The organism is Microbulbifer jejuensis (assembly GCF_047289955.1).
Classification (GTDB): Bacteria; Pseudomonadota; Gammaproteobacteria; order Pseudomonadales; family Cellvibrionaceae; genus Microbulbifer.
This window is the reverse complement of sequence record NZ_JBLBUB010000026.1, coordinates 22,645-42,594: the sequence shown is the minus strand read 5'-3', so window position 1 is coordinate 42,594 and position 19,950 is coordinate 22,645. Positions and strand designations below refer to the sequence as shown.

The window sequence follows — 19,950 nt, the reverse complement described above, 5'->3', positions numbered from 1 at the left end:
CAGTGCCTGTGCTTACTCCGCTTGAGCACTCAAGGTTACGTCTGAGTAGGAGGAGTAGCCCCGGATACTGACATGCCAGGTACCCGCCTGAGGATTGTCGATACTACAGCTTTCATCGTTACCCCATTTGTAGGGACGGCAATCCCAGGTGTCGCGGGTGGGGGCGGAGCCGTAACGCACGTAGAGGTCACTGTCGCCGCTGCCGCCGGACATTGTCGCGGTAAGAGAAGACATGCCACTGGCCACCTCCAGTGTGAAGTGCTGCCAACCGCGCTGGGAGCCGGACAGGTCGGTTTCCTCCCAGCCGCTTCCGCTGCTGCCGGCGTAGTTACCTACCAGGTTGACGCCGGTGAAGGAGGTGTAAGCGCGGACCATCACATAGTAGGTGCCTTCCTGGACATTGGAAACAGGGCAGGTTTCGTTGTTGCCAGGGGTGTAGGGACGGCAGTCGTAGGTGGAAGTCGTGGGGGCGGCGCCGAAGCGGACATACAGGTCGGCATCACCCGTTCCGCCAGACATGGCGAAACTCAGGTCGGTCGCGCCTGCCGGGACTGCCAGGGTATAGTGGATTTCCTGGCCGGTGTTGCCCGACAAATTCTCTTCGGGGACGCCGTTCTCCAGCTCACCACCGGTCGGGGGTTCGGTACCACTACAGTCGCTGGTGGAGACGCCCACCGTGTCGAAGGCCGCCGTGACCGCCGATACGTCGTAACCGAGGTCTTCGGTTGCCGAGACCACACCACAGGCACCATCAACGAAATTTGAATTTTGGCTCCAGTACATCTGGTTGGCGAGCACAAAAGTGTCAAAGGCGGTACGAGTGGTCCAGCCGTTGGTATTGGAAATCAGATAGAAGGCACGGTTAAAGACACCGGAGCTGAAGTGGACATCCATCCCATCGACATAGTCACTGGCGTGACCAATAGAGCGGCCATCACGGGTTGGATCTTCAAAGTAGCGCAGTGCGCCGCTGAGTTTGAAAATTTCTGCACCAACCAGCCAGTCGTTACTACCGCGCATATAAAACTCAGCCGCCTCTCCGGCGATATCTGAAAACGCCTCGTTGATTCCCCCGGACTGGCCGCTGTAGCGGAGGTCGGAGTTTTGCGCGGTGAAACCGTGGCTCACTTCGTGGGAGGAAACATCCAGGCTGACCAGGGGATAGAAGGTGTTGCGACCATCGCCGAAGGTCATTTGAAGGCCGTCCCAGAAGGCGTTTTCAAAGCTGTTGCCGTAATGCACCCGCATCCGCAGCTTCTGGGTTAGCGGAGAGGTGTTGTACCAGTCACTGTAAAGGTCGAAGACCACGCCGCCAAAGAAATGGGCATCGTTCAGCGGTGAAAAAGCGCCATTGATCGGTTTATAGTCATTATAAGGACAGACGAACTGGTGAATATTGCCGCCACTGGTCCCGTGATTCATATCTACCGTTTCGACATTGACAGTATCCATGCGGCAGTTACTGTCCACCTCCATGGGTGGGAAGTCAGTACCATACTCGTAGCGGCCGGTTTTCTGGTTGCCGCCGGGGCCGGTGGCCTCCTGGAACTGCTGGAAGTTCAGGCCGTCCCAGTGCTGGATGACTTCGCCGGTCATGGCATCGATAAAGTAGAAGGGGCGGGTGGGCTTATCGCCGTACTCCACCCAGTTGACCAGATAAGCCAGGCGGGCCTCATCCTCTTCATTGATATAGATATAGAGTTCTTGCTTAGGGTTCTTGGCTTCCAGTTTGAGCGCGGGCAGGGAAAGTGCGCCCTGCACCAGGCCCTGCTGGGTGCGCGTGGTGATCTGGTGATTCATTGCGCGTTCAAGCGCATTGTTGCTATCAATGGAAGCGCGAACATTGGGGACTTCCAGTTCCAAACCAGTGAGCACATTGCCGTGCACTTCGGTGATCAGTCCCTGTCCAGAGCTGGTTACTGTTTGACCCCAAATGGGAATTCCCTTGTGAGTCTGCTGATATCGGGCGACAGTTCTGCCATTGCTCAGAGTGCGTTCACGCACTTTTTTAAGCCCGATATCAGACCCGGCAATGGCGGTTAATGCCTGGGGCGAGAGCATATCCACAGTGGCGGGGACGCGCTCGGCGGCCTGGGCACTAATAGCCATGGCTAAAGTGCAGGTAACTCCTACTAAATGCTTCATTGCTAGCTTTCCCTTTAATTGCTTTCTTATACGAAACCGGAAGCCCGGCACCGGAAATCCTCCCTTGTGAGGATGTGTGGAAAATCCGGCAGGTACAGTCCGGTCTTCATGTTTGGTAAGACGTCAGAAGGTGGCCGGGCGTCAAGGGGGTAGGGCCGCATGAGCGGTATTGACGCACGCTTTCTCAAACCGAGTGCCCGATATTTTCGGGTATAGAGAGAGTACCTTGCATACATATGCTGGCAACAAAAAATTCATGGCAAATCCTTTTATTTTAATTGTTTTCGATAGTTTTGCCCAAGTAGTCACAAATCAGGAGTTAATATCCTGCCGGGTAATTTATTGGTTGAGTGGGGGCGGATATTGTTTAAACGGTACGCCAGTTAATTAATTATTTTCAGAAAAGTTCGAGATGATTCGTTAGGGACGTTTACACGTTAAGAAGGAGGAACTCCCTCTCCCAGGAACTGATAACCCTATTGAATTCTTCATATTCGTCGCGCTTAATGGCACTCCATGCTTTTACGAACTTGCTGCCAAAAATTTCAGCGGCTTCCTTGCATTCCAACAAGAGGTTGAGTGCGTGTTCTTGTGTGCGGGGGAGAGTGATGGGCTCTCTTGAGCAGTCGCCCTGATACGGTGCACTTGGTGCCACTTTATTGATCATGCCCAGATAGCCGCAGGCAAGGGATGCCGCAATTGCGAGATAGGGATTGCAGTCGGCACCGGGGAAGCGATTTTCCAGTCTTTTTCCTTGTGGTGTGCTATCGGGTACACGAAGGCCCGTGGTGCGGTTGTCATATCCCCAGTGTAAACTGATCGGAGCTGCCATTTCCGGAATAAAGCGTCGGTAGGAATTGACGTTGGGGGCAAAAAAGCTGATAAATCCAGGGATATATTTTTGCATGCCGCCAATAAAATGCAGGAAAGTATCATTTTCTTTTTCGAGATTATCGACAAAAATATTCTCCCCGGTTTTTACGCTAACAACACTTTGATGGAGGTGTAGTGCGCTGCCGGGTTCGTCCTCCATGGGTTTTGCCATAAAGGTTGCGTAAATGCCATGGCGTAGAGCGGTCTCACGCACGGTGCGCTTAAAAGTGAAAACCTGGTCGGCAATTTTTAGCGGGTCACCATGCAGGAAGTTGATTTCCATCTGCGCGGTACCCGATTCGTGGATCAGTGTGTCCACATCCAAACCCTGTGCTTCACAGAAAACGTACATATCCTCAATGATGGGTTCATATTCATTCGCCGCATCAATGCTATAGGGCTGCCGGTTTTTTTCAGTGCGTCCGGAGCGACCAACGGGGGCGGACAGCTTTTCATCCGGGTTCAGGTTGCGCTTAACCAGATAAAATTCCACTTCCGGCGCCACGACCGGTTTCCAGTCCTTTGCCAGATATTTTTCTAAAATAAATTTGAGAATATTGCGCGTGCTGATGGGATGCGGTCGACCATCACGCGTATAGCAGTCATGTATAATTTGTGCAGTAGGGTCGTTGGCCCAGGGGTTAAGGCGGACGGAATGGGGATCGGGTACCAACAGCATATCGCTATCCGCCGGGTCCACCAGTGTATTGTGCTCATCCACGGAGCCACCGGTGACGGTTTGCACCAGAATACTTTCCGGTAGGCGGCTGTCCTGGGTCAGGAACTTGTCTGTGGGAGTGAATTTACCTCTGGCATTGCCCGACATGTCCGGTACCAGGCACTCCACTTCGACAATTTTATGCTCGGCGAGCCAACGCTTGATTTTGTTCATGGAGTTCCTTTGAGCTCATGCTCCGACCTGCGGTATTGCTTTAGTATACTTTGGGGTCCCGGTCTGTGGGTGCTGCCTCGCAGGTTGCCCAAGCGTAAATGCGGCGGCGGTTGTCACCAGCAGTATAGGGCGACAGGCGTATTTTGATGAAGGTAAAAATACGCATCACCATTCAATATTGTTTGGCTAATGATTCGATTTTGGCATGAAAAGGCGCGTTGGTACTTTTTAAAGTTCGGCAGAGAATGAAAAATCTACAGGGGCATACAGATTCCTACTATGCGGCAAGCGCAAATGTCGCACCGTCTTTTCCCCATTTGATAGGTGCTGTTTCTGTGGATATCTGTGTGGTTGGCGCCGGGTACACCGGGCTTTCCACAGCGTTGCACCTGGCCGAGCGGGGCTTCAAGGTTGCAGTTGTGGAGGCGCAGCAGGTCGGCTGGGGGGCTTCAGGCCGCAATGGCGGCCATGTCGGTGTGGGTCAGCGCCGAAGCCAGGCTGACCTGGAGAAAATGCTCGGCAAGGCTATGGCAAACACATTGTGGCAATTCAGTGTCGAGGCGGTACAGTTGGTTGAACACCTGATCAAAAAGCACAGTATCCGCTGTGACCTGAAGCGCGGTATTATGCACCTAGCGGCCAAGCCCAGCCATGACAATCACCTGCGCAGCGACGTGGATTTGTTGCAGGAGCGTTACGGTTACACTCGAATTCGCTATGCGAATGCGCAGGAAGTTCGCGATCTTATTGGGTCTAAGCGCTATTTGGGTGGACAGCTGGATTGTGGCTCTTTGCACCTCCACCCCCTGAATTATGCCCTGGGCTTGGCACGGGCCTGTGCTGCTAACGGTGTTGACCTCTATGAGCACAGTCGGGTATTGCGTTATCGGGGCGGGAGCCCCTGCGAAGTAGAAACGGTAAATGGGCGGGTTAGAGCGCGCAATATTGTGCTGGCCTGCAATGGCTATCTCGGCAAACTTGAGCCGCGCCTGGCCGGCAGGATAATGCCGATAAATAATTTTATACTTGCCACAGAGCCACTACCGGTGTCATTGGGCAAAGCGTTGATCACCAATGATTACGCTGTGCAGGACACGCTCTTTGTTATCAATTACTGGAAATTATCTGGTGATAACCGCCTGATTTTTGGCGGGGGGGAAAACTACACTACTCAGTTTCCCAAGGATATTTCTGGCTTTGTACGCAAGTATATGCTGCGCGTCTATCCCCAGTTAGCCAATATACGGATTGACTACGCCTGGGGAGGTACCCTCGCCATCACCCTGAACCGTTTACCCAATTTAGGCAGGCTAGGGCCAAATGTTTTTTACAGTCAGGGCTATTCAGGCCATGGTGTCCCCACGGCGACTTTTGCCGGAAAACTGCTTGCGGAAGTGATCGCCGGTACAGAAGAGCGCTTTGATGTTCTAGCGGGATTACCTGCGCACAGTTTTCCGGGGGGAACGCTGCTGCGCTGGCCTTGCCTGGTGCTGGGAATGCTCTATCACAGCCTGCTGGATCGATTCGGCCGTTGATCCCCAGGGGCTTTCGGGTGCCATGGGGCTTGGAGTCGGGTGCTTATACGAATAGGTTGCCCAATAAGCCAAAGCGGTCTTTCATAACCTTTAGTAGGCTGTTGAAAAAACAATTTTCAGCAACCTGTTAGGCCGTTTATCTTTGAAATACCAACAGGCTTTGCAGGGTTATTTGGATATTAGGGCCTACCCCACGCAGCTCGAAGTCAGTGACGGTGAACACTTTAATGTGGCACATTGACCGGTGAGACTGCCTCTATCATGCCAATATATGACCATTGCTACACCGTATTTTGGATTGGCAAACAGCATCAAAGTTAGTCTTGGATGCCGCAGCCTGACAGAGCCAGCCCAAGGCTGAAATTTCGGTGCAGGCTGGCCTCGATTGTCAATCCCCCGCTCTGCTGTGTACGCGCCCTCACGATGAGAGGGGAGGGCAGTTTGATGATAAAGTACCCTCAGCCATTACCGGAGGACCGATCTTGTCCAACATCAACGGGCGAAAGCGCAAAAGTCAGTATATATCCCGGTGTGGGCCTGGGTGGGCCCGCACACGCGGAGAAATCCGGCGGAATTTCTCTATTGCCCGGCGACCTTTGGCGTATGGTGGACCCAACTTCTGTGCCTATGGCAGGTTGGCGGCCCCCCAGTTGATCGGGTGCCTGGTGCATTGTGGGCTGTCGCCAGTGGCAGCGACGATGTGCCGCTGGTCCGAGGCGCCTTCTGTTGTGAGGGCGCACAGATGAGCACCCTGCCGGACAAGCTGGTCATTGCAATCTCTTCCCGGGCATTGTTCAACCTCAACGACAGCCACCGGGTGTTTGAAGAGCAGGGATTGAATGCGTTTTCCAGGTACCAGGTTGAGCGAGAGAATGACATCCTGGAAAAGGGCGACGCTTTTCCACTGGTGCAGAAATTCCTCAAGATCAATAAGCTGCTAGGCGGCGAGCCTCGTGTGGAAGTGATTCTGCTTTCGCGCAACAGTGCCGATACCGGCCTGCGTATTTTTAACTCTATTGAACACTATGGACTGGACATTACCCGCGCAGCTTTTTGTAATGGCGAGAGTCCCTACCGCTATATTGGCCCTTTCGGCTGTGATTTGTTTCTGTCTGCGGATGGGCTGGATGTCAGGCGCGCTCTGGAGCAGGGTGTGGCTGCGGCCACCCTGGTGGCTGGCGGCGGCCATGAACAGCAGGAAGACGTGTTACGGTTTGCTTTTGACGGTGATGCGGTCATTTTCTCTGACGAAGCGGAGCAGGTTTACAAGCGCGACGGGCTTGCCGCTTTCACCGAGGTGGAGCGTGCTTCGGCACAGAAACCGCTGGGTGGCGGCCCCTTCAAAGGGTTTCTGGAAGCATTGCACAAACTGCAGGCGGAGTTCGAGCCCGATGCCTGCCCTCTCCGCACCGCGCTCGTCACGGCGAGGTCAGCACCGGCGCACGAGCGGGTAATCCGCACACTGCGAGCCTGGGACATACGTGTGGATGAGTCCGTATTTCTAGGAGGGCTACCCAAGGGCGCGTTTCTGCGCGCTTTTGGCGCTGATGTCTTTTTTGACGACCAGCCCGCCCATTGTGCTTCAGCCGCTGAGCATGTGGCTACAGGCCATGTCCCCCATGGCATTGCCAATATCGAAACCTGAGCGCAGCAGCCCCACAGAATGGTACGGATTTCCCAAATCCGATTGACACCCGCCCCTCTACACTGGATATTCATCCGTCAGTTGGTCTGGGGTGGGTTTCACTGCTATTCTTTTTGCGCATAATTTTTGATGTTCTTTATAACAAACAATTTATCTGTCAACGTGGCGCTCGCCTAGGGGCGGGGTGATTGATCACTCAGGGAGGACCTATGAAGCTGCAGCAGTTGCGATATATCTGGGAAGTGGCGCATCATGAGCTTAATGTTTCTGCTACAGCGCAGAGCCTCTACACGTCCCAACCGGGGATCAGTAAGCAAATCCGCTTACTTGAAGATGAACTTGGCGTAGAAATATTCGCCCGCAGCGGCAAGCACCTCACGCGGGTGACACCCGCCGGTGAAGCCATCCTCAAGACTGCCGGCGAGATTATGCGCAAGGTGGAGAATATCAAGCAGGTTGCCCAGGAGTTCAACAACGACAAAAAAGGCAACCTTGCCGTTGCCACCACCCACACCCAGGCCCGTTACGCACTGCCACCGGTGATCAAGTTGTTTATCTCCCGCTATCCGGAGGTGTCACTGCACATGCACCAGGGTACGCCGATGCAAATCTCAGAGATGGCCGCGGACGGCACGGCAGATTTTGCCATTGCTACCGAAGCGCTGGAATTGTTCAGTGACCTGGTCATGATGCCGGTATACCGCTGGAATCGCTGTGTGCTGGTGCCCAAGGGGCACCCTCTGTGCCAGGTTGACCAGTTGGAACTGGATGATGTCGCCAAATACCCCATTGTGACCTATGTCTTTGGCTTTACCGGTCGCTCCAAATTGGATGAGGCCTTTATGGAAAAAGGGTTGTCCCCGAAAGTGGTTTTCACCGCTGCAGATGCGGATGTCATCAAGACCTATGTACGTCTTGGCCTGGGTATAGGCATTGTCGCGGATATGGCCGTGGACGGTGAGGATGAGGATCTGGTGGCGTTGGATGCGAGCAGGCTTTTCGAGCCCAGTGTGACGAAAATCGGTTTTCGCAAGGGGATTTTCCTGCGTGGCTTTATGTTTGATTTTATTCAGCAGTTTGCCCCGCATCTCACCCGCGAGCTGGTAGAGCAGGCCGCGCACGCCACTTCCCGCGCAGAGGTGGACGCCCTTTTTTCGAACCTGGAACTGCCGGTCTATTGAGTGGGAGCGCCATCGGGGGGTGAAAAGAGTGGAATCTAGCAGGACTCGACCTGGCCCGCTGGCTGCAAAACCTCTTTGGCAAACTTGGCGTAAATGGTATAGATTTCTGCCTCTCGACCTTCCCGCTCCACGATAAAGAAGGGGGCGCGCTCCACTTTGTACTGCCGGGCGATTTTAATGCCGGCACTTTGAGGGTCGCGTACATCTGCGATCAGCGTCCGGCCAATCCGGCTGAGCTGCCCTTTTTCTTCCAGCCGTGCCTGCACGTCGCGGCATTTTTTGCAGAGAGAGCCGTCGGCGAGCACTTTTTTGACCAGTGTGATTTTCACGATAAATTCCCTGATGCGGGTTCAAGGCCAAAGGGCACTATTGGAGTGGAATTTATCAGCATGCTTAATAACAATGAAATATCAATCCCTGATATTTTTATAACCAAACGCTGTGACGGCATCCCAAAAAAGCGGGTCGTCCAAAGGAGAGGCAGGCCCTGGCCGCGAAGCGGTCCCGCTGTGTCAGCAGAGAAACTGCTCAGTGGTCTCCAGCAGCAGGTGCACCTTGGCGAGGCACTCCCGGTGTTCAGCTGGCGGCTCGGAGTCAGCAACAATACCGCCGCCTGCCGCGCAGGTCATACGGCCTTTGCTGGCGCTAAAGGTGCGGATGGCAATGTTGGTGTCGGCACGACCACAGCTGCTGATATAGCCGATACTGCCGCAGTAGATACCCCTCGGACTTGACTCCAGTTCGCGGATCACTTCCATGGAGCGCCGCTTCGGCGCCCCGGTGATGGAACCACCGGGAAAACAGGCGGACAGCAGCTCGCTGTAAGCGGTGTCTTCAGGCATTTCTCCGGTAACAACACTGACCAAGTGGTGCACATTGGCGAAGCTGGCCAGCTGAAACAGCTCGGGTACGCGCACGCTGCCACTACGGCACCGCTTGCTGAAATCGTTGCGCAGCAAGTCCACAATCATCAGGTTCTCAGCGCGGTCCTTCGGGCTCTTCTGTAGGGCTGAGGCCGACTGCTGATCCCGGGGCGCATCGGTCGCCCTGGCGGCAGTGCCTTTGATGGGTTCGCTGCGCAGGTTGCAGCCATCGGCGCGAATGAAGCGTTCCGGTGACATGCTTAGCAGGCTGCCCTGGGGCAGCGCCATATAGGCTGAAAAAGGCCCTGCAGCCCGCTTGCGCAGGGCGAGGTAAGCGCTGAAGAGATCGCCCTCGTAGGGTGCGCAGAAACGTTGGGTAAAATTCGCCTGATACACGTCGCCGGCAGCGATGTACGCCAGAATCCGTTCGATGCGCGCGTGGTAATCCGCGGCGCTGAGTTCGTGTTCGAAGGGTTCCAGCAGGCGGAATTCGCCGGGCGCCGGGGGCTTTTGCCACTGTACGGACTCAAATCGGCCGATCAACTCTCGCACTTGCCGGGGTGGACAGGCGGGGTGGAATATCAGATGGCTGCTGCCCAACTGATGATCCGCGATAAAAGCCCAACAGTAAAGCCCGAAAAAGCCTGCGGGCAGGTCGGTTGGGCGGGGATCTGCCGGCAGATAGTTGCCCTCCACCCCCAGTTCATAGCCGGCGTAGCCGATGGCTCCGCCACAAAACGGCAGTTGCGAGCTTCTGTCCTGTGGGCAGAGTTCGCGTATCAGGTCATCCACCTGGGTAAATGGCCTCGGGCTGTCGGCACTCAGTACCAGGGTGTTCAGTGGGTCGGCGCTGATAATATCAAAGCGACCGCCGCAGCTGAGTGGCCGGCCACTGTCGAGCCAGACCGGTGCCGGCAGATCGGCCACTGCGGCGAAAGCGGCTGCTGAGTTAAGCGAGTAGGGCAGGGAGACAATTTTCATTTTACAACACGGCCTTCCGTCAGACGGCGCACACTACACAGTTTGCGGCGGCTAGAAAAGGCCGGGCGACACTTTAGTCAATTCTTCGCTCAATGCCGGCCTGAGACATGAGGCGGGTGGCAAGTTCTTCCACCGAGAGTTGTGTGGCATCGAGGAAGGGCACTTGGGCCCGCTTCAGCATCTGTTCAACCTGGCGCACCTCAAAATCACACTGTTCCTTAGAAGCGTAGCGGCTATTGGCGCGTCTTTCCTGCCTAATCTGCATCAGCCGGGTCGGATCAATGGTCAGTCCGAATAGTTTGTGGCGGTAGGGGAGTAGTATTCTCGGTAGATTGGTGGAATCCATATCCTCTTCGGTAATTGGGTAGTTGGCCGCACGCAGGCCGAATTGCAGGGCCAGATATAGGCAGGTGGGGGTCTTGCCGGTGCGGGAGACACCGAGGAGTACCACATCCGCCTGCTCGAATCCACTGATGCGGCGCCCGTCGTCGTTGTCCATGGCAAAGTGCACCGCGTCGATGCGGTCGTTGTAGCGGTGATTGTCGGCGATTCCGCGCGAGACGTTGACCGTCTGGGCGGGGTCCCGGTTGAATAGACTGGCAAGAGGCGTCAGATAGTTTTCGAAAATATCCAGCATCAGGGCCGGGCTCTGGTGCAGCTGTTGGCGAATCTGGTCGGATACGATGCTGGTGATGATGATGGGCTGTAAACCCGACTCCCTGGCGGCCATTTCTATGCGCTGAAGAGCCTGCTGCACCTTACCGGCGGAGTCGATATAGGGCAGCGTGACCTGCTCGAGATGCTGGTCCTGAAACTGTGCCAGCAGGCTGTGGCCAATGGCCTCCACAGTGAGCCCGGTTCCATCGGAAATAAAAAAGGCGGTGCGCTTGTCTTTTGCCACATCTCTTCTCTGGTTGTTGCGGGGGAACTCAGGTACAGGGGCGTTAGTATAATAAGAGGTGTGCTGCCAAGGGGCTTTTATTTTCAGGTTGCACATAGTTTTGTAGAAAATTTACAACAAGCCCGCTGCTGTTTCCGGGCTATTTTTTACAAGCCGCATCCTTATAATCAGCCGCCACAGACATCGGATTTTAGAGGGCCTTCACTTGACGAACTTCACCATCGACTTTGCAAAACTGGGTATGGATGATGTCGACAAGGTCGGCGGCAAAAACGCATCACTCGGTGAGATGATTGCGTCGCTCACCGATGCCGGTGTCAGTGTACCGGGGGGCTTTGCCACCAGCGCGGAAGCCTACCGGACTTTCCTTGCCGAGGGGCAGTTGGCGCAGCGTATTGCCGAGCGCCTGAAGGGGCTGGATGTCAGCGATGTCACTGCCCTTGCACGGGTTGGTGAGGAGATCCGTAACTGGATTTTGCAAACGCCGCTCCCCGCGCAACTGGAGAAGGAAATCCGCGCTGGTTATGAGGGTCTTGGCGGTGGCGAGACCGCCGTTGCGGTGCGCTCTTCGGCCACTGCGGAGGATCTGCCGGACGCCTCTTTTGCCGGTCAGCAGGAATCATTCCTGAATATCCGCGGTGTCGAGTCGGTGCTGCAGGCGGTGAAAGGGGTATTTGCCTCCCTGTATAACGACCGCGCCATCGCCTATCGGGAGCACACCGGATATGGGAATGTGGGGGTGGCGCTTTGTGCAGGTATCCAGCATATGGTGCGCAGTGAAACCGGCGCCGCTGGCGTTATGTTTACCCTGGATACCGAGAGTGGTTTCCGCGATGTAATCTTTATTACCGCGGCATTTGGCCTGGGGGAAACTGTGGTACAGGGTGCGGTAAACCCCGATGAATTCTATCTCTATAAGCCCGCATTGGATGCGGGTCGTCCGGCGATTTTGCGCCGCAAACGGGGTAGCAAGGCGATCAAAATGGTCTATGGCGAGTGTGGTGAGTTCGGCCATTCGGTGCAGACGGTTCAGGTGGCACAAGAGGATTGCCAGCGTTTCTCCCTCAATGATGAGGAGCTGACCAGCCTGGCGCTGCAGGCCCGCAAGATTGAGCAGCACTATGGTCGCCCGATGGATATTGAGTGGGCCAAAGACGGGGATAGCGGCAAGCTGTTTATCCTTCAGGCGCGTCCGGAAACAGTGCGCTCCCGCGACCAGGGCACCAGCATTGAGCGCTACAGCCTGCAAGAGCGCGGTGAAGTGCTGTGCGAAGGCCGTGCCATCGGCCAGCGTATTGGTACCGGGCGCGTGCGCAAACTCAATTCTGCCAAGGGGATGGCGGAGATGCAGGACGGTGAAGTCCTAGTGACCGATATGACCGATCCGGACTGGGAACCGATACTGAAAAAGGCGGGTGCCATCGTGACCAATCGCGGTGGCCGCACCTGCCACGCGGCGATTCTGGCGCGGGAGCTGGGTATTCCAGCGGTGGTGGGCTGCCGCAATGCCACTGAGATCCTGGAAAACGGCACTCCGGTCACTGTGTCTTGTGCTGAGGGGGATACCGGCTTTGTCATGTCCGGCGAGTTGGACTTTGAGCGTGAAGAGGCCGAAGTCAGGGATATGCCCAAGTTGCCCTTTAAAATTATGCTTAACGTGGGCAATCCGGACCGTGCCTTTGCCTTCAGTCGCGTACCCAACCGGGGTGTCGGTCTGGCGCGCCTTGAGTTTATTCTGAACCGTATGATCGGTATTCATCCGAAAGCGCTGCTGGAGCTGGACAGCCTGCCGCAGGATCTGCAAATAAAAATCCGTGAGCGCATCGGTGGCTACCCATCCCCGAAGGACTTTATCGTGGAGAAACTGGTGGAAGGGATTGCCACTCTGGCTGCTGCCTTTGCACCCAACCGCGTGATCGTGCGTCTGTCGGACTTCAAATCCAATGAATACGCCCACCTGGTGGGAGGACAGCTGTATGAACCCAGCGAAGAAAACCCGATGCTGGGCTTTCGCGGTGCTGCGCGCTATCGCTCCAAGGACTTCTGCCAGTGCTTTGCCCTGGAGTGTCGTGCTTTGAAAAAAGTCCGTGACGAAATGGGCCTGACCAATGTGGAAATCATGGTACCTTTCGTGCGTACGCCCGAGGAGGCAAAGGAGGTCATCGGCCTGCTCGCGGAGAATGGCCTGCGCCGTGGCGAAGGTGGTCTGCGAGTGATGATGATGTGCGAATTGCCCTCCAATGCCCTGTTGGCGGAGGAGTTCCTACAGCACTTTGATGGTTTCTCCATCGGTTCCAATGATCTAACCCAGTTGACATTGGGGATTGATCGGGATTCCGGCCTGGTGGCGGACCTGTTCGATGAACGCAACCCCGCGGTCAAGGTATTGTTGTCCCGCGCCATACAGGTTTGTAAGAAAGCCGGGAAATATGTGGGAATTTGCGGGCAAGGTCCGTCCGATCACAAAGACTTCGCACGCTGGCTGGTGGACGAAGGGATAGACAGTATTTCCCTGAACCCCGATACCGCTGTGGACACCTGGCTATATTTAGCCAATAAAAAAGATTAAAGTTTCTTTTTGTGCGGCTATTTTGGGCCGCTTTTTCGTTCTGAGAACCGTATTTTCCCAGCAGTTTTTTTCACAAAATAATGATCTTTTCTGTTGATAATTTAGAAGGTTGTTGCAGTTTGCGCTGAAATTACCAGAATTTTTCCTGCATTTTTTGTGTGCGAATTTGCCATCGCACACTACCGAAAAAATCCATTCCACTATCACCGCCTGCCTAGAGAAGAATTCATTCTAACTGTCTGCGGCGGCCTCAATAGAATCAAAAGGGTCTTGGGCCTGTGCGTAATTTGGAAAAGAGTTTGCGCATTTTGCTCTGAAGCTGAGTCATCGCAAAGAGAGGACTCCGCCGCCGATGAACTTCAAGCGGTTTTGGTTGGACTTTTCGACTGTCCACCCGCTGGATCAAAGCGGAGAGAGTTGGTGAGGTGAGCCATGCACACAAGTAGACAGTTACAAATCCCCATACTACACATCTTTATAGTGTTGTGCCTGATGGTATTTTTGGCGGTCCCCCCGGCAATGGCGAAACCCCGGGGTGTCAACTGGTTCGATGACCGGGCCGCAGCCAGAGGCGGCGGTCCCTCAATTAAAATTGATTTGAGCGAGCAGCGCGCCTATTTGTACAAAGGTGGCAGGCTGGTAGGGGTTTCCAAGGTCTCTTCCGGCAAGCGTGGCTACGGTACCCGCCCTGGGTATTTCCGCGTACTTTCAAAACATCCGTATCATCGCTCGACCATTTATGGGAGCTTTGTCAGTAAGCGCACCGGAAGAGTGGTGAGATCCAATGTGAATACCCGCAGGCATCGCCGCCCCGCCGGAGCCGTTTATCGCGGTGCCAGAATGAATAACTATATTCGTTTTAATGGTGGTATCGGCATGCACGCATCCAGCCATGTGCCCAATTATCCAGCATCGCATGGTTGCGTGCGTATGCCGCCGCATATGGCGAGAAAGTTTTACCGGCATGTGCGTGTCGGCACACCGGTTCGTGTCACCCGCTGACAAGATTTGCGACAGCGAAGGTTTGACCGGGCATTATCCAAAGAGGTGATGCCCGGTATTTGTTGACATCGCTGCTACTGTTGTCCCAGTTAAGGTTACTATTATTTTTCATCTGATGATAACGAGATACCATATGTCAGTTTCGACGCCCGATCTGTGCGATGCGCACAGGGAAGATGTGCAGGTGGTTGAGCCTTTTTTTGTTAATTATGGTGGTCGCGAGCGCTTCGGTGGACAAATCGTTACCATCAAATGCTTTGAGGATAACTCCCTGGTGCGCGATCTGGTGGCGGAGCCGGGTCAGGGAAAAGTACTGGTGGTGGATGCCGGTGGTTCCATGCGCTGCGCCTGCCTGGGGGATAGACTCGCTGCGCAGGCGGTGGGCAACGCCTGGGAAGGCATTGTAGTGTTTGGGTGTATCCGCGATGTGGACGAAATATCGGCGCTGGATCTGGGGGTGCAGGCTTTGGGCAGCCACCCCATGAAAACGGAAAAGAAGGGCGTTGGTGAGAGAGAGATCACAGTGGCATTTGGCAGTGTGACTTTCTATCCAGGCCATTATCTCTACGCGGACAATAATGGCATTATTGTCGCCACACAGTCGCTGCTCTGAACCTTCGCTGTGATCCCCCCCCACTGGCCTCAGGCTAGGCTGTCATTCCGGGCTGAGCCTGATCCTCTATGGTGGAGAGCACGGCAGGCGGTTTCTGCCGCAGGAATGCCTTTCCCCGCCCGTAATACCGCCTGTGTAGCGCCAACCCGGTCCAGTCGCTCATTCCCTCCGGCGGTCAAACTGTAGAAGAAATCGTCACCTATCATTGTCCTGTGATACCACTCAATGACCCGGGGAAATGGCAGGGTATTTCGCTGTCGCGACCACCATGGAAGGTAAATATGGGCGAATTGCGCAAGAAGTTTTTTACGGCACCGCTTTTGAAAACCATCAAGCGGGTTCTCCCCTCGATTTCCGCCACTGAGCGCGAGGCGATGGAAGCCGGGGAAGTCTGGTGGGACGCCCAGTTGCTATCGGGAAAACCGGACTGGAATCAACTGCTGGACATGGGGCCCCCGGAATTGAATGCAGAAGAGCGGGCTTTTCTGGATGGCCCGGTGGAAGAGCTCTGCCATATGGTGAACGATTGGCAAATCAGCTTCGTGGACTACAACATCCCCGAGCATGTATGGGACTTCCTGCGCAAACACCGCTTTTTCGGCATTATTATTCCCAAGAAATACGGTGGCCTTGGCTTTTCTCCTTCAGCACATGCAGAAATAGTCACCAAAATCTCTACCCGCAGCACCTGCGTGGGAGTGACCGTCATGGTGCCCAACTCCCTCGGGCCTGGAGAGCTACTGCTCTCCCACGGGACCCAGGTGCAGAAGGATCACTATCTTCCCCGCCTGGCCGATGGCACCGATATCCCCTGTTTCGCTCTCACCAGCCCTCAGGCGGGCTCCGACGCTGCCTCCATGGTGGATCGGGGTGAGGTCTGTTACGGGGAGCACGAGGGCGAGAAAGTCCTCGGTATGCGCGTCAACTGGCACAAACGCTATATCACCCTGGGGCCCATTGCCACGGTACTGGGTCTGGCCTTTAAACTCTATGACCCCGAGCATATCCTTGGGGACAAGGAAGCGCTTGGCATCACCGTTGCCCTGGTCCCCACCGATACTCCGGGAATCACCATCGGTCAGCGCCACCTGCCAGCCATGCAGTCCTTTCAGAATGGCCCCAACTGGGGCAAAGATGTGTTTATCCCTATGGAGTGGATTATCGGCGGCAGGGAGAATGTGGGCAAAGGCTGGGAAATGTTGATGAGCGCGCTTGCCGCCGGGCGCGGCATCTCTCTTCCTTCGCTGTCAATGGGGGGCGCGAAAATGGCTGCCCGGACCACCGGGGCCTATGCGCGCGTGCGAGAGCAGTTCAATGTGCCCGTGGGGCGCTTTGAGGGAGTGCAACGGCGCTTGGCAGAAATTGCCTCTATTGCCTTTGTGCTGGATAGCGCCCACAAGACGACAACGCGGGCTTTGGATGAGGGCCGCAAGCCCGCGGTCATTACCGCAATTATGAAAGCCAATGCCACCTCCGCATTGCGCCGGGCGATCAACGACGCCATGGATATCCATGCGGGCAAGGCCATTATGGACGGACCCTCCAATTACCTTGGCAATGTCTACCGGGCTATCCCCGTAGCGATTACTGTGGAAGGGGCCAATCTGCTGACACGCAGCTTGATGATATTCGGTCAGGGTGCCATACGCTGTCATCCTTATTTGCTGGATGAGATACTCGCGGCAGAAAATCCCGATACCGGCGAGGGGCTGGACCAGCTTGATACGCTTCTGCCAAAACACTTCTGGTTCCAGATAAAAACCCTGTTTCGCGGTGTATTCCACGGCTGGACGGTGGGCCTGTTTGCCAGCAGCCCCCGTGATGTCGGTGTTGCGGCCAAGTACTACCGACAGCTGAACCGGTATTCTGCAGTACTTACCCTGATTACAGAAATCTCCCTGATGACCCTGGGGGGGGAGCTGAAGAGAAAGGAGTTGATCTCTTCCCGCCTCGGGGATGTACTCAGTCAACTCTATTTATTGAGCTGTTCCCTGAAGCGTTTTTATGACGATGATAATCCCAAGGATGACCTGCCCCTACTGGAATTCGCCATGCGCGATGGCCTGCATAAAATTGAGGTCAGTTTGCTGGAGGTTTTCCAGAATTTCCCGCGGCCATTCTTCGGGCAGTTAATGCGGTTTTTGGTCATGCCCTGGGGCCACAGTGTCCATACGGCTTCGGACCGTCAGGCGCGCGCTTGCGCCGAACTCCTGCTGGCCCCGTCGACAACCCGGGACAGGCTGACCTCTGGTGTCTATCCCGGCAATCCCGGCGATGGAGTTGATATTGTCGAGCAGGCTTTCATTAAGGTTTGCGCTACAGAGCACGCACGTGCCAAGCTGAAAAAAGGCGGGATACGCGTGTTGAGCAGGGAATCGGTAGAGGAAGGTTTACAGCGCAACCTGATCAGCGATGGGGAAGCAAGTGCCTTGCGGGAAGCCGCGGATGCGGTGGATAGTGCGATTCAGGTTGATCACTTTGAGCACTTGGGGGAGCATATCGGCCGCTCGGGCTAAAGGTGTGCGGTTATAGATATCCATGCAAACCCCTTCCAGAAAAACCCCCCAGCGTTTTAGCACCGTTGAGCCCTGTATTGATGCGCTGTTGGAAAAAGTGGGCAAGGAAATCGTATTGGGTCTGCCCCTGGGGATCGGCAAGGCGAACCACTTTGCCAATGCCCTCTACGCTCGTGCGGTTGCCGATCCATCGATTTCCCTGACCATATTCACCGCCCTTACCCTGGAGCGCCCCAAGGGGAACAGCGATATATTGCGTCGTTTTATCCAGCCTTTACTGGATCGCCTCTATGGTCACTATCAGGATCTCGCTTACGCTTCCGCCCGCCGCAGGGAACAGTTGCCGAGCAATATCGAGGTGATCGAGTTTTTTATGGCACCGGGTGCACTGCTGGGAAATGACTATGCACAGCAGCATTATGCCAGTGTTAATTACACTCAGGTGCCCGAAGCGCTTTTGAGAAGCGGTGTGAATGTGATTGCCCAGATGGTGTCGCCAGTCGAGGATGGTGTGCGTTTTAGTTTGAGCTGTAACCCCGATCTGACGCTGCCGTTTTTGAAACTGAGCAACGCCTGCGATGACCATCCATTGATTCTGGTAGGCGAGGTCAACCCACAGCTGCCCTATATCACCGGCACCAGCGAGTTGGATGCAATCGAGTTTGATTTTTTGCTGGAGGGAGACACTTTTGATACGCCGCTGTTTGCGGCTCCGGCGATGCCGGTGAGTTTTACTGAACACAGTATTGGCATGCATATCGCCAGCCTGATCGCAGATGGTGGCACCCTGCAGCTGGGTATTGGCGCGCTCGGAGATGCGGTATGCCATGCCCTGCGTTTGCGCCATTTAGAGAATGGACATTATCGGCGCTTGATCGAAGGACTGAACCGCCACAAGTCCCCGGCCTGCGGCGAAGCACTGACACCTATGGCGGAACCCTTTCAACAGGGGCTCTACGCTGTCAGCGAAATGCTTCCCCATGGATTTTTGCACCTGCGCCGGGCCGGTATTCTTACCCGGGAAGTCTATGCCGATGCCGCTCTGCAAGCCCTGCTGGATCGGGATGAAATTACCCATACGGTGAACGAGGAGACCCTGTTGGCGCTGAAGAAATGCGGCCGCATCTCTTCCCCCCTGACCCCGGAAGATACCGAGTTCCTACAGCGCTTTGGCATTGTCGATGCCAGCTACAGCTGGCGCGGGCACAAGTTGCTGACCCCTGACGGGGAGGAAGAAGAGTGTGATCTGCACAGTGAGCACGGCCGCAGGCGCTTGATAGGAGAGTGCCTCAACAGGAAACTGTTGGGGGGGACCTGGTTGCACGGTGGATTCTATCTGGGGCCGGAATTGATGTATCGAGAGCTTCGCGACCTGCCCCCCAGGGAGCGGGCCGGCATTGATATGACCGGAATCGATTTCACCAATGATTTGCAGTCCCAGCGGACATTGAAGCGGGTCCAGCGCAGGCAGGCGCGTTTCGTGAACTCGGCCATGATGGTGACATTGGGTGGCGCGGTTGTCTCCGATGGCCTTGTGGACAACCAGGTGGTGAGCGGTGTGGGGGGACAGTACAACTTTGTTGCCCAGGCGTTTGAACTGCCCGGTGCACGCTCGATTATCGCCTTGCCCAGCACCCGAAACCGCGACGGCATCTGTGTAAGCAATATCGTGTGGGAATATCCCCATACCACCATCCCCAGACACCTGCGCGATGTGGTGGTCACCGAGTACGGAGCTGTGGACCTGCGCGGCAAGACGGATCGGGATGTGATGGTATCCATGCTCAGTATCTGCGATGTCCGTTTCCAGGCAGTGCTGCTGGAACAGGCCAAGCAGGCAGGTAAAATTGAAAAAGACTTTCTTCTTCCCGCAGAGTTCAACAACAATACGCCTGGCCATATCGCCAAAGTTTTCACAAATAAAAAATGTCTGGCAATGCTGCCTTATTACCCCCTGGGCACCGATTTTACCAGTGAAGAGGCCCTGCTCGCGGTGGCATTGCAGCAGCTAAAAGCGGCGGACCGGCGTTGGTGGCACATGTTGATGGCTGTTATCCGGGGACGGAGAGTCTGGCACGACAAATCCGAGAGTGCCGAGTATATCCAACGCTGTCTGGCGCGCATGGGCTACGATCACACCGAAACTTACGAACATCGCCTGGAAGCCTATGTGGTTGCTGCCGCTTTGCGGGATTTTGTCGATACGAGGCGGCCTCTGTGCTGGGAGTAGCCGG

The 19,950-nt window shown here is 55.3% G+C and carries 13 protein-coding genes; 8 read left to right on the top strand and 5 right to left on the bottom strand.

Annotation, left to right across the window (positions count from 1 at the left end; genetic code table 11):
- Positions 1-12 precede the first annotated feature (12 nt).
- Positions 13-2,145, bottom strand: coding sequence for a M4 family metallopeptidase (locus tag ACL7TT_RS15990; RefSeq protein WP_413396884.1), 2,133 nt, complete (start codon positions 2,143-2,145; stop codon positions 13-15).
- Positions 2,146-2,575: 430 nt separating this feature from the next.
- On the bottom strand, positions 2,576-3,910 hold the full coding sequence (locus tag ACL7TT_RS15985) for a glutamine synthetase family protein (protein WP_413396883.1): 1,335 nt from the start codon (positions 3,908-3,910) through the stop codon (positions 2,576-2,578).
- A 245-nt stretch (positions 3,911-4,155) separates the two neighbouring features.
- Between ACL7TT_RS15985 and ACL7TT_RS15980 the strand changes: the two genes are divergently transcribed.
- The 3 genes from ACL7TT_RS15980 to cysB all read left to right on the top strand — a co-directional run bounded on the left by ACL7TT_RS15980 (position 4,156) and on the right by cysB (position 8,271).
- The gene (locus tag ACL7TT_RS15980) at positions 4,156-5,445 is read left to right on the top strand and encodes an NAD(P)/FAD-dependent oxidoreductase (protein ID WP_413396881.1); all 1,290 of its coding nucleotides are present in this window, start codon (positions 4,156-4,158) and stop codon (positions 5,443-5,445) included.
- 742 nt (positions 5,446-6,187) lie between these two features.
- Positions 6,188-7,090 carry a 5'-nucleotidase gene (locus ACL7TT_RS15975; RefSeq protein ID WP_413396937.1) on the top strand — a complete coding sequence of 301 codons (903 nt, stop codon included), beginning with the start codon at positions 6,188-6,190 and terminating at the stop codon, positions 7,088-7,090.
- A 209-nt stretch (positions 7,091-7,299) separates the two neighbouring features.
- On the top strand, positions 7,300-8,271 hold the full coding sequence (gene cysB / locus ACL7TT_RS15970; RefSeq protein ID WP_413396879.1) for an HTH-type transcriptional regulator CysB: 972 nt from the start codon (positions 7,300-7,302) through the stop codon (positions 8,269-8,271).
- A gap of 35 nt (positions 8,272-8,306) precedes the next feature.
- On the opposite strand, the gene ACL7TT_RS15965 is transcribed toward cysB, so the two are convergent.
- From ACL7TT_RS15965 to ppsR, 3 genes are all read right to left on the bottom strand, one after another.
- Positions 8,307-8,600, bottom strand: a complete 294-nt coding sequence (locus tag ACL7TT_RS15965) for a hypothetical protein (RefSeq protein ID WP_413396877.1) — start codon at positions 8,598-8,600, stop codon at positions 8,307-8,309.
- Between the two features lie 183 nt (positions 8,601-8,783).
- A complete protein-coding gene (gene pabB / locus ACL7TT_RS15960; protein ID WP_413396876.1) occupies positions 8,784-10,115 on the bottom strand; it encodes an aminodeoxychorismate synthase component I in 1,332 nt (443 codons plus the stop codon).
- 73 nt (positions 10,116-10,188) lie between these two features.
- The gene (gene ppsR, locus ACL7TT_RS15955) at positions 10,189-11,016 is read right to left on the bottom strand and encodes a posphoenolpyruvate synthetase regulatory kinase/phosphorylase PpsR (RefSeq protein ID WP_413396875.1); all 828 of its coding nucleotides are present in this window, start codon (positions 11,014-11,016) and stop codon (positions 10,189-10,191) included.
- Positions 11,017-11,221: 205 nt separating this feature from the next.
- Here ppsR and ppsA point away from each other — a divergent pair, with 205 nt between their 5' ends.
- The 5 genes from ppsA (at position 11,222) to ACL7TT_RS15930 (ending at position 19,946) form a co-directional block, all read left to right on the top strand.
- Positions 11,222-13,585 (top strand): phosphoenolpyruvate synthase, encoded by a 2,364-nt coding sequence (gene ppsA / locus ACL7TT_RS15950; protein ID WP_413396874.1) that lies wholly within the window; start codon positions 11,222-11,224, stop codon positions 13,583-13,585.
- Between the two features lie 432 nt (positions 13,586-14,017).
- Positions 14,018-14,587: a L,D-transpeptidase gene (locus ACL7TT_RS15945; protein ID WP_413396873.1), complete on the top strand. Its 570-nt coding sequence runs from the start codon at positions 14,018-14,020 to the stop codon at positions 14,585-14,587.
- Positions 14,588-14,720: 133 nt separating this feature from the next.
- On the top strand, positions 14,721-15,200 hold the full coding sequence (gene rraA / locus ACL7TT_RS15940) for a ribonuclease E activity regulator RraA (protein WP_413396872.1): 480 nt from the start codon (positions 14,721-14,723) through the stop codon (positions 15,198-15,200).
- A 281-nt stretch (positions 15,201-15,481) separates the two neighbouring features.
- Positions 15,482-17,716 carry an acyl-CoA dehydrogenase gene (locus ACL7TT_RS15935; protein ID WP_413396870.1) on the top strand — a complete coding sequence of 745 codons (2,235 nt, stop codon included), beginning with the start codon at positions 15,482-15,484 and terminating at the stop codon, positions 17,714-17,716.
- 22 nt (positions 17,717-17,738) lie between these two features.
- Positions 17,739-19,946: an acetyl-CoA hydrolase/transferase C-terminal domain-containing protein gene (locus ACL7TT_RS15930; protein WP_413396868.1), complete on the top strand. Its 2,208-nt coding sequence runs from the start codon at positions 17,739-17,741 to the stop codon at positions 19,944-19,946.
- Positions 19,947-19,950: the final 4 nt, after the last annotated feature.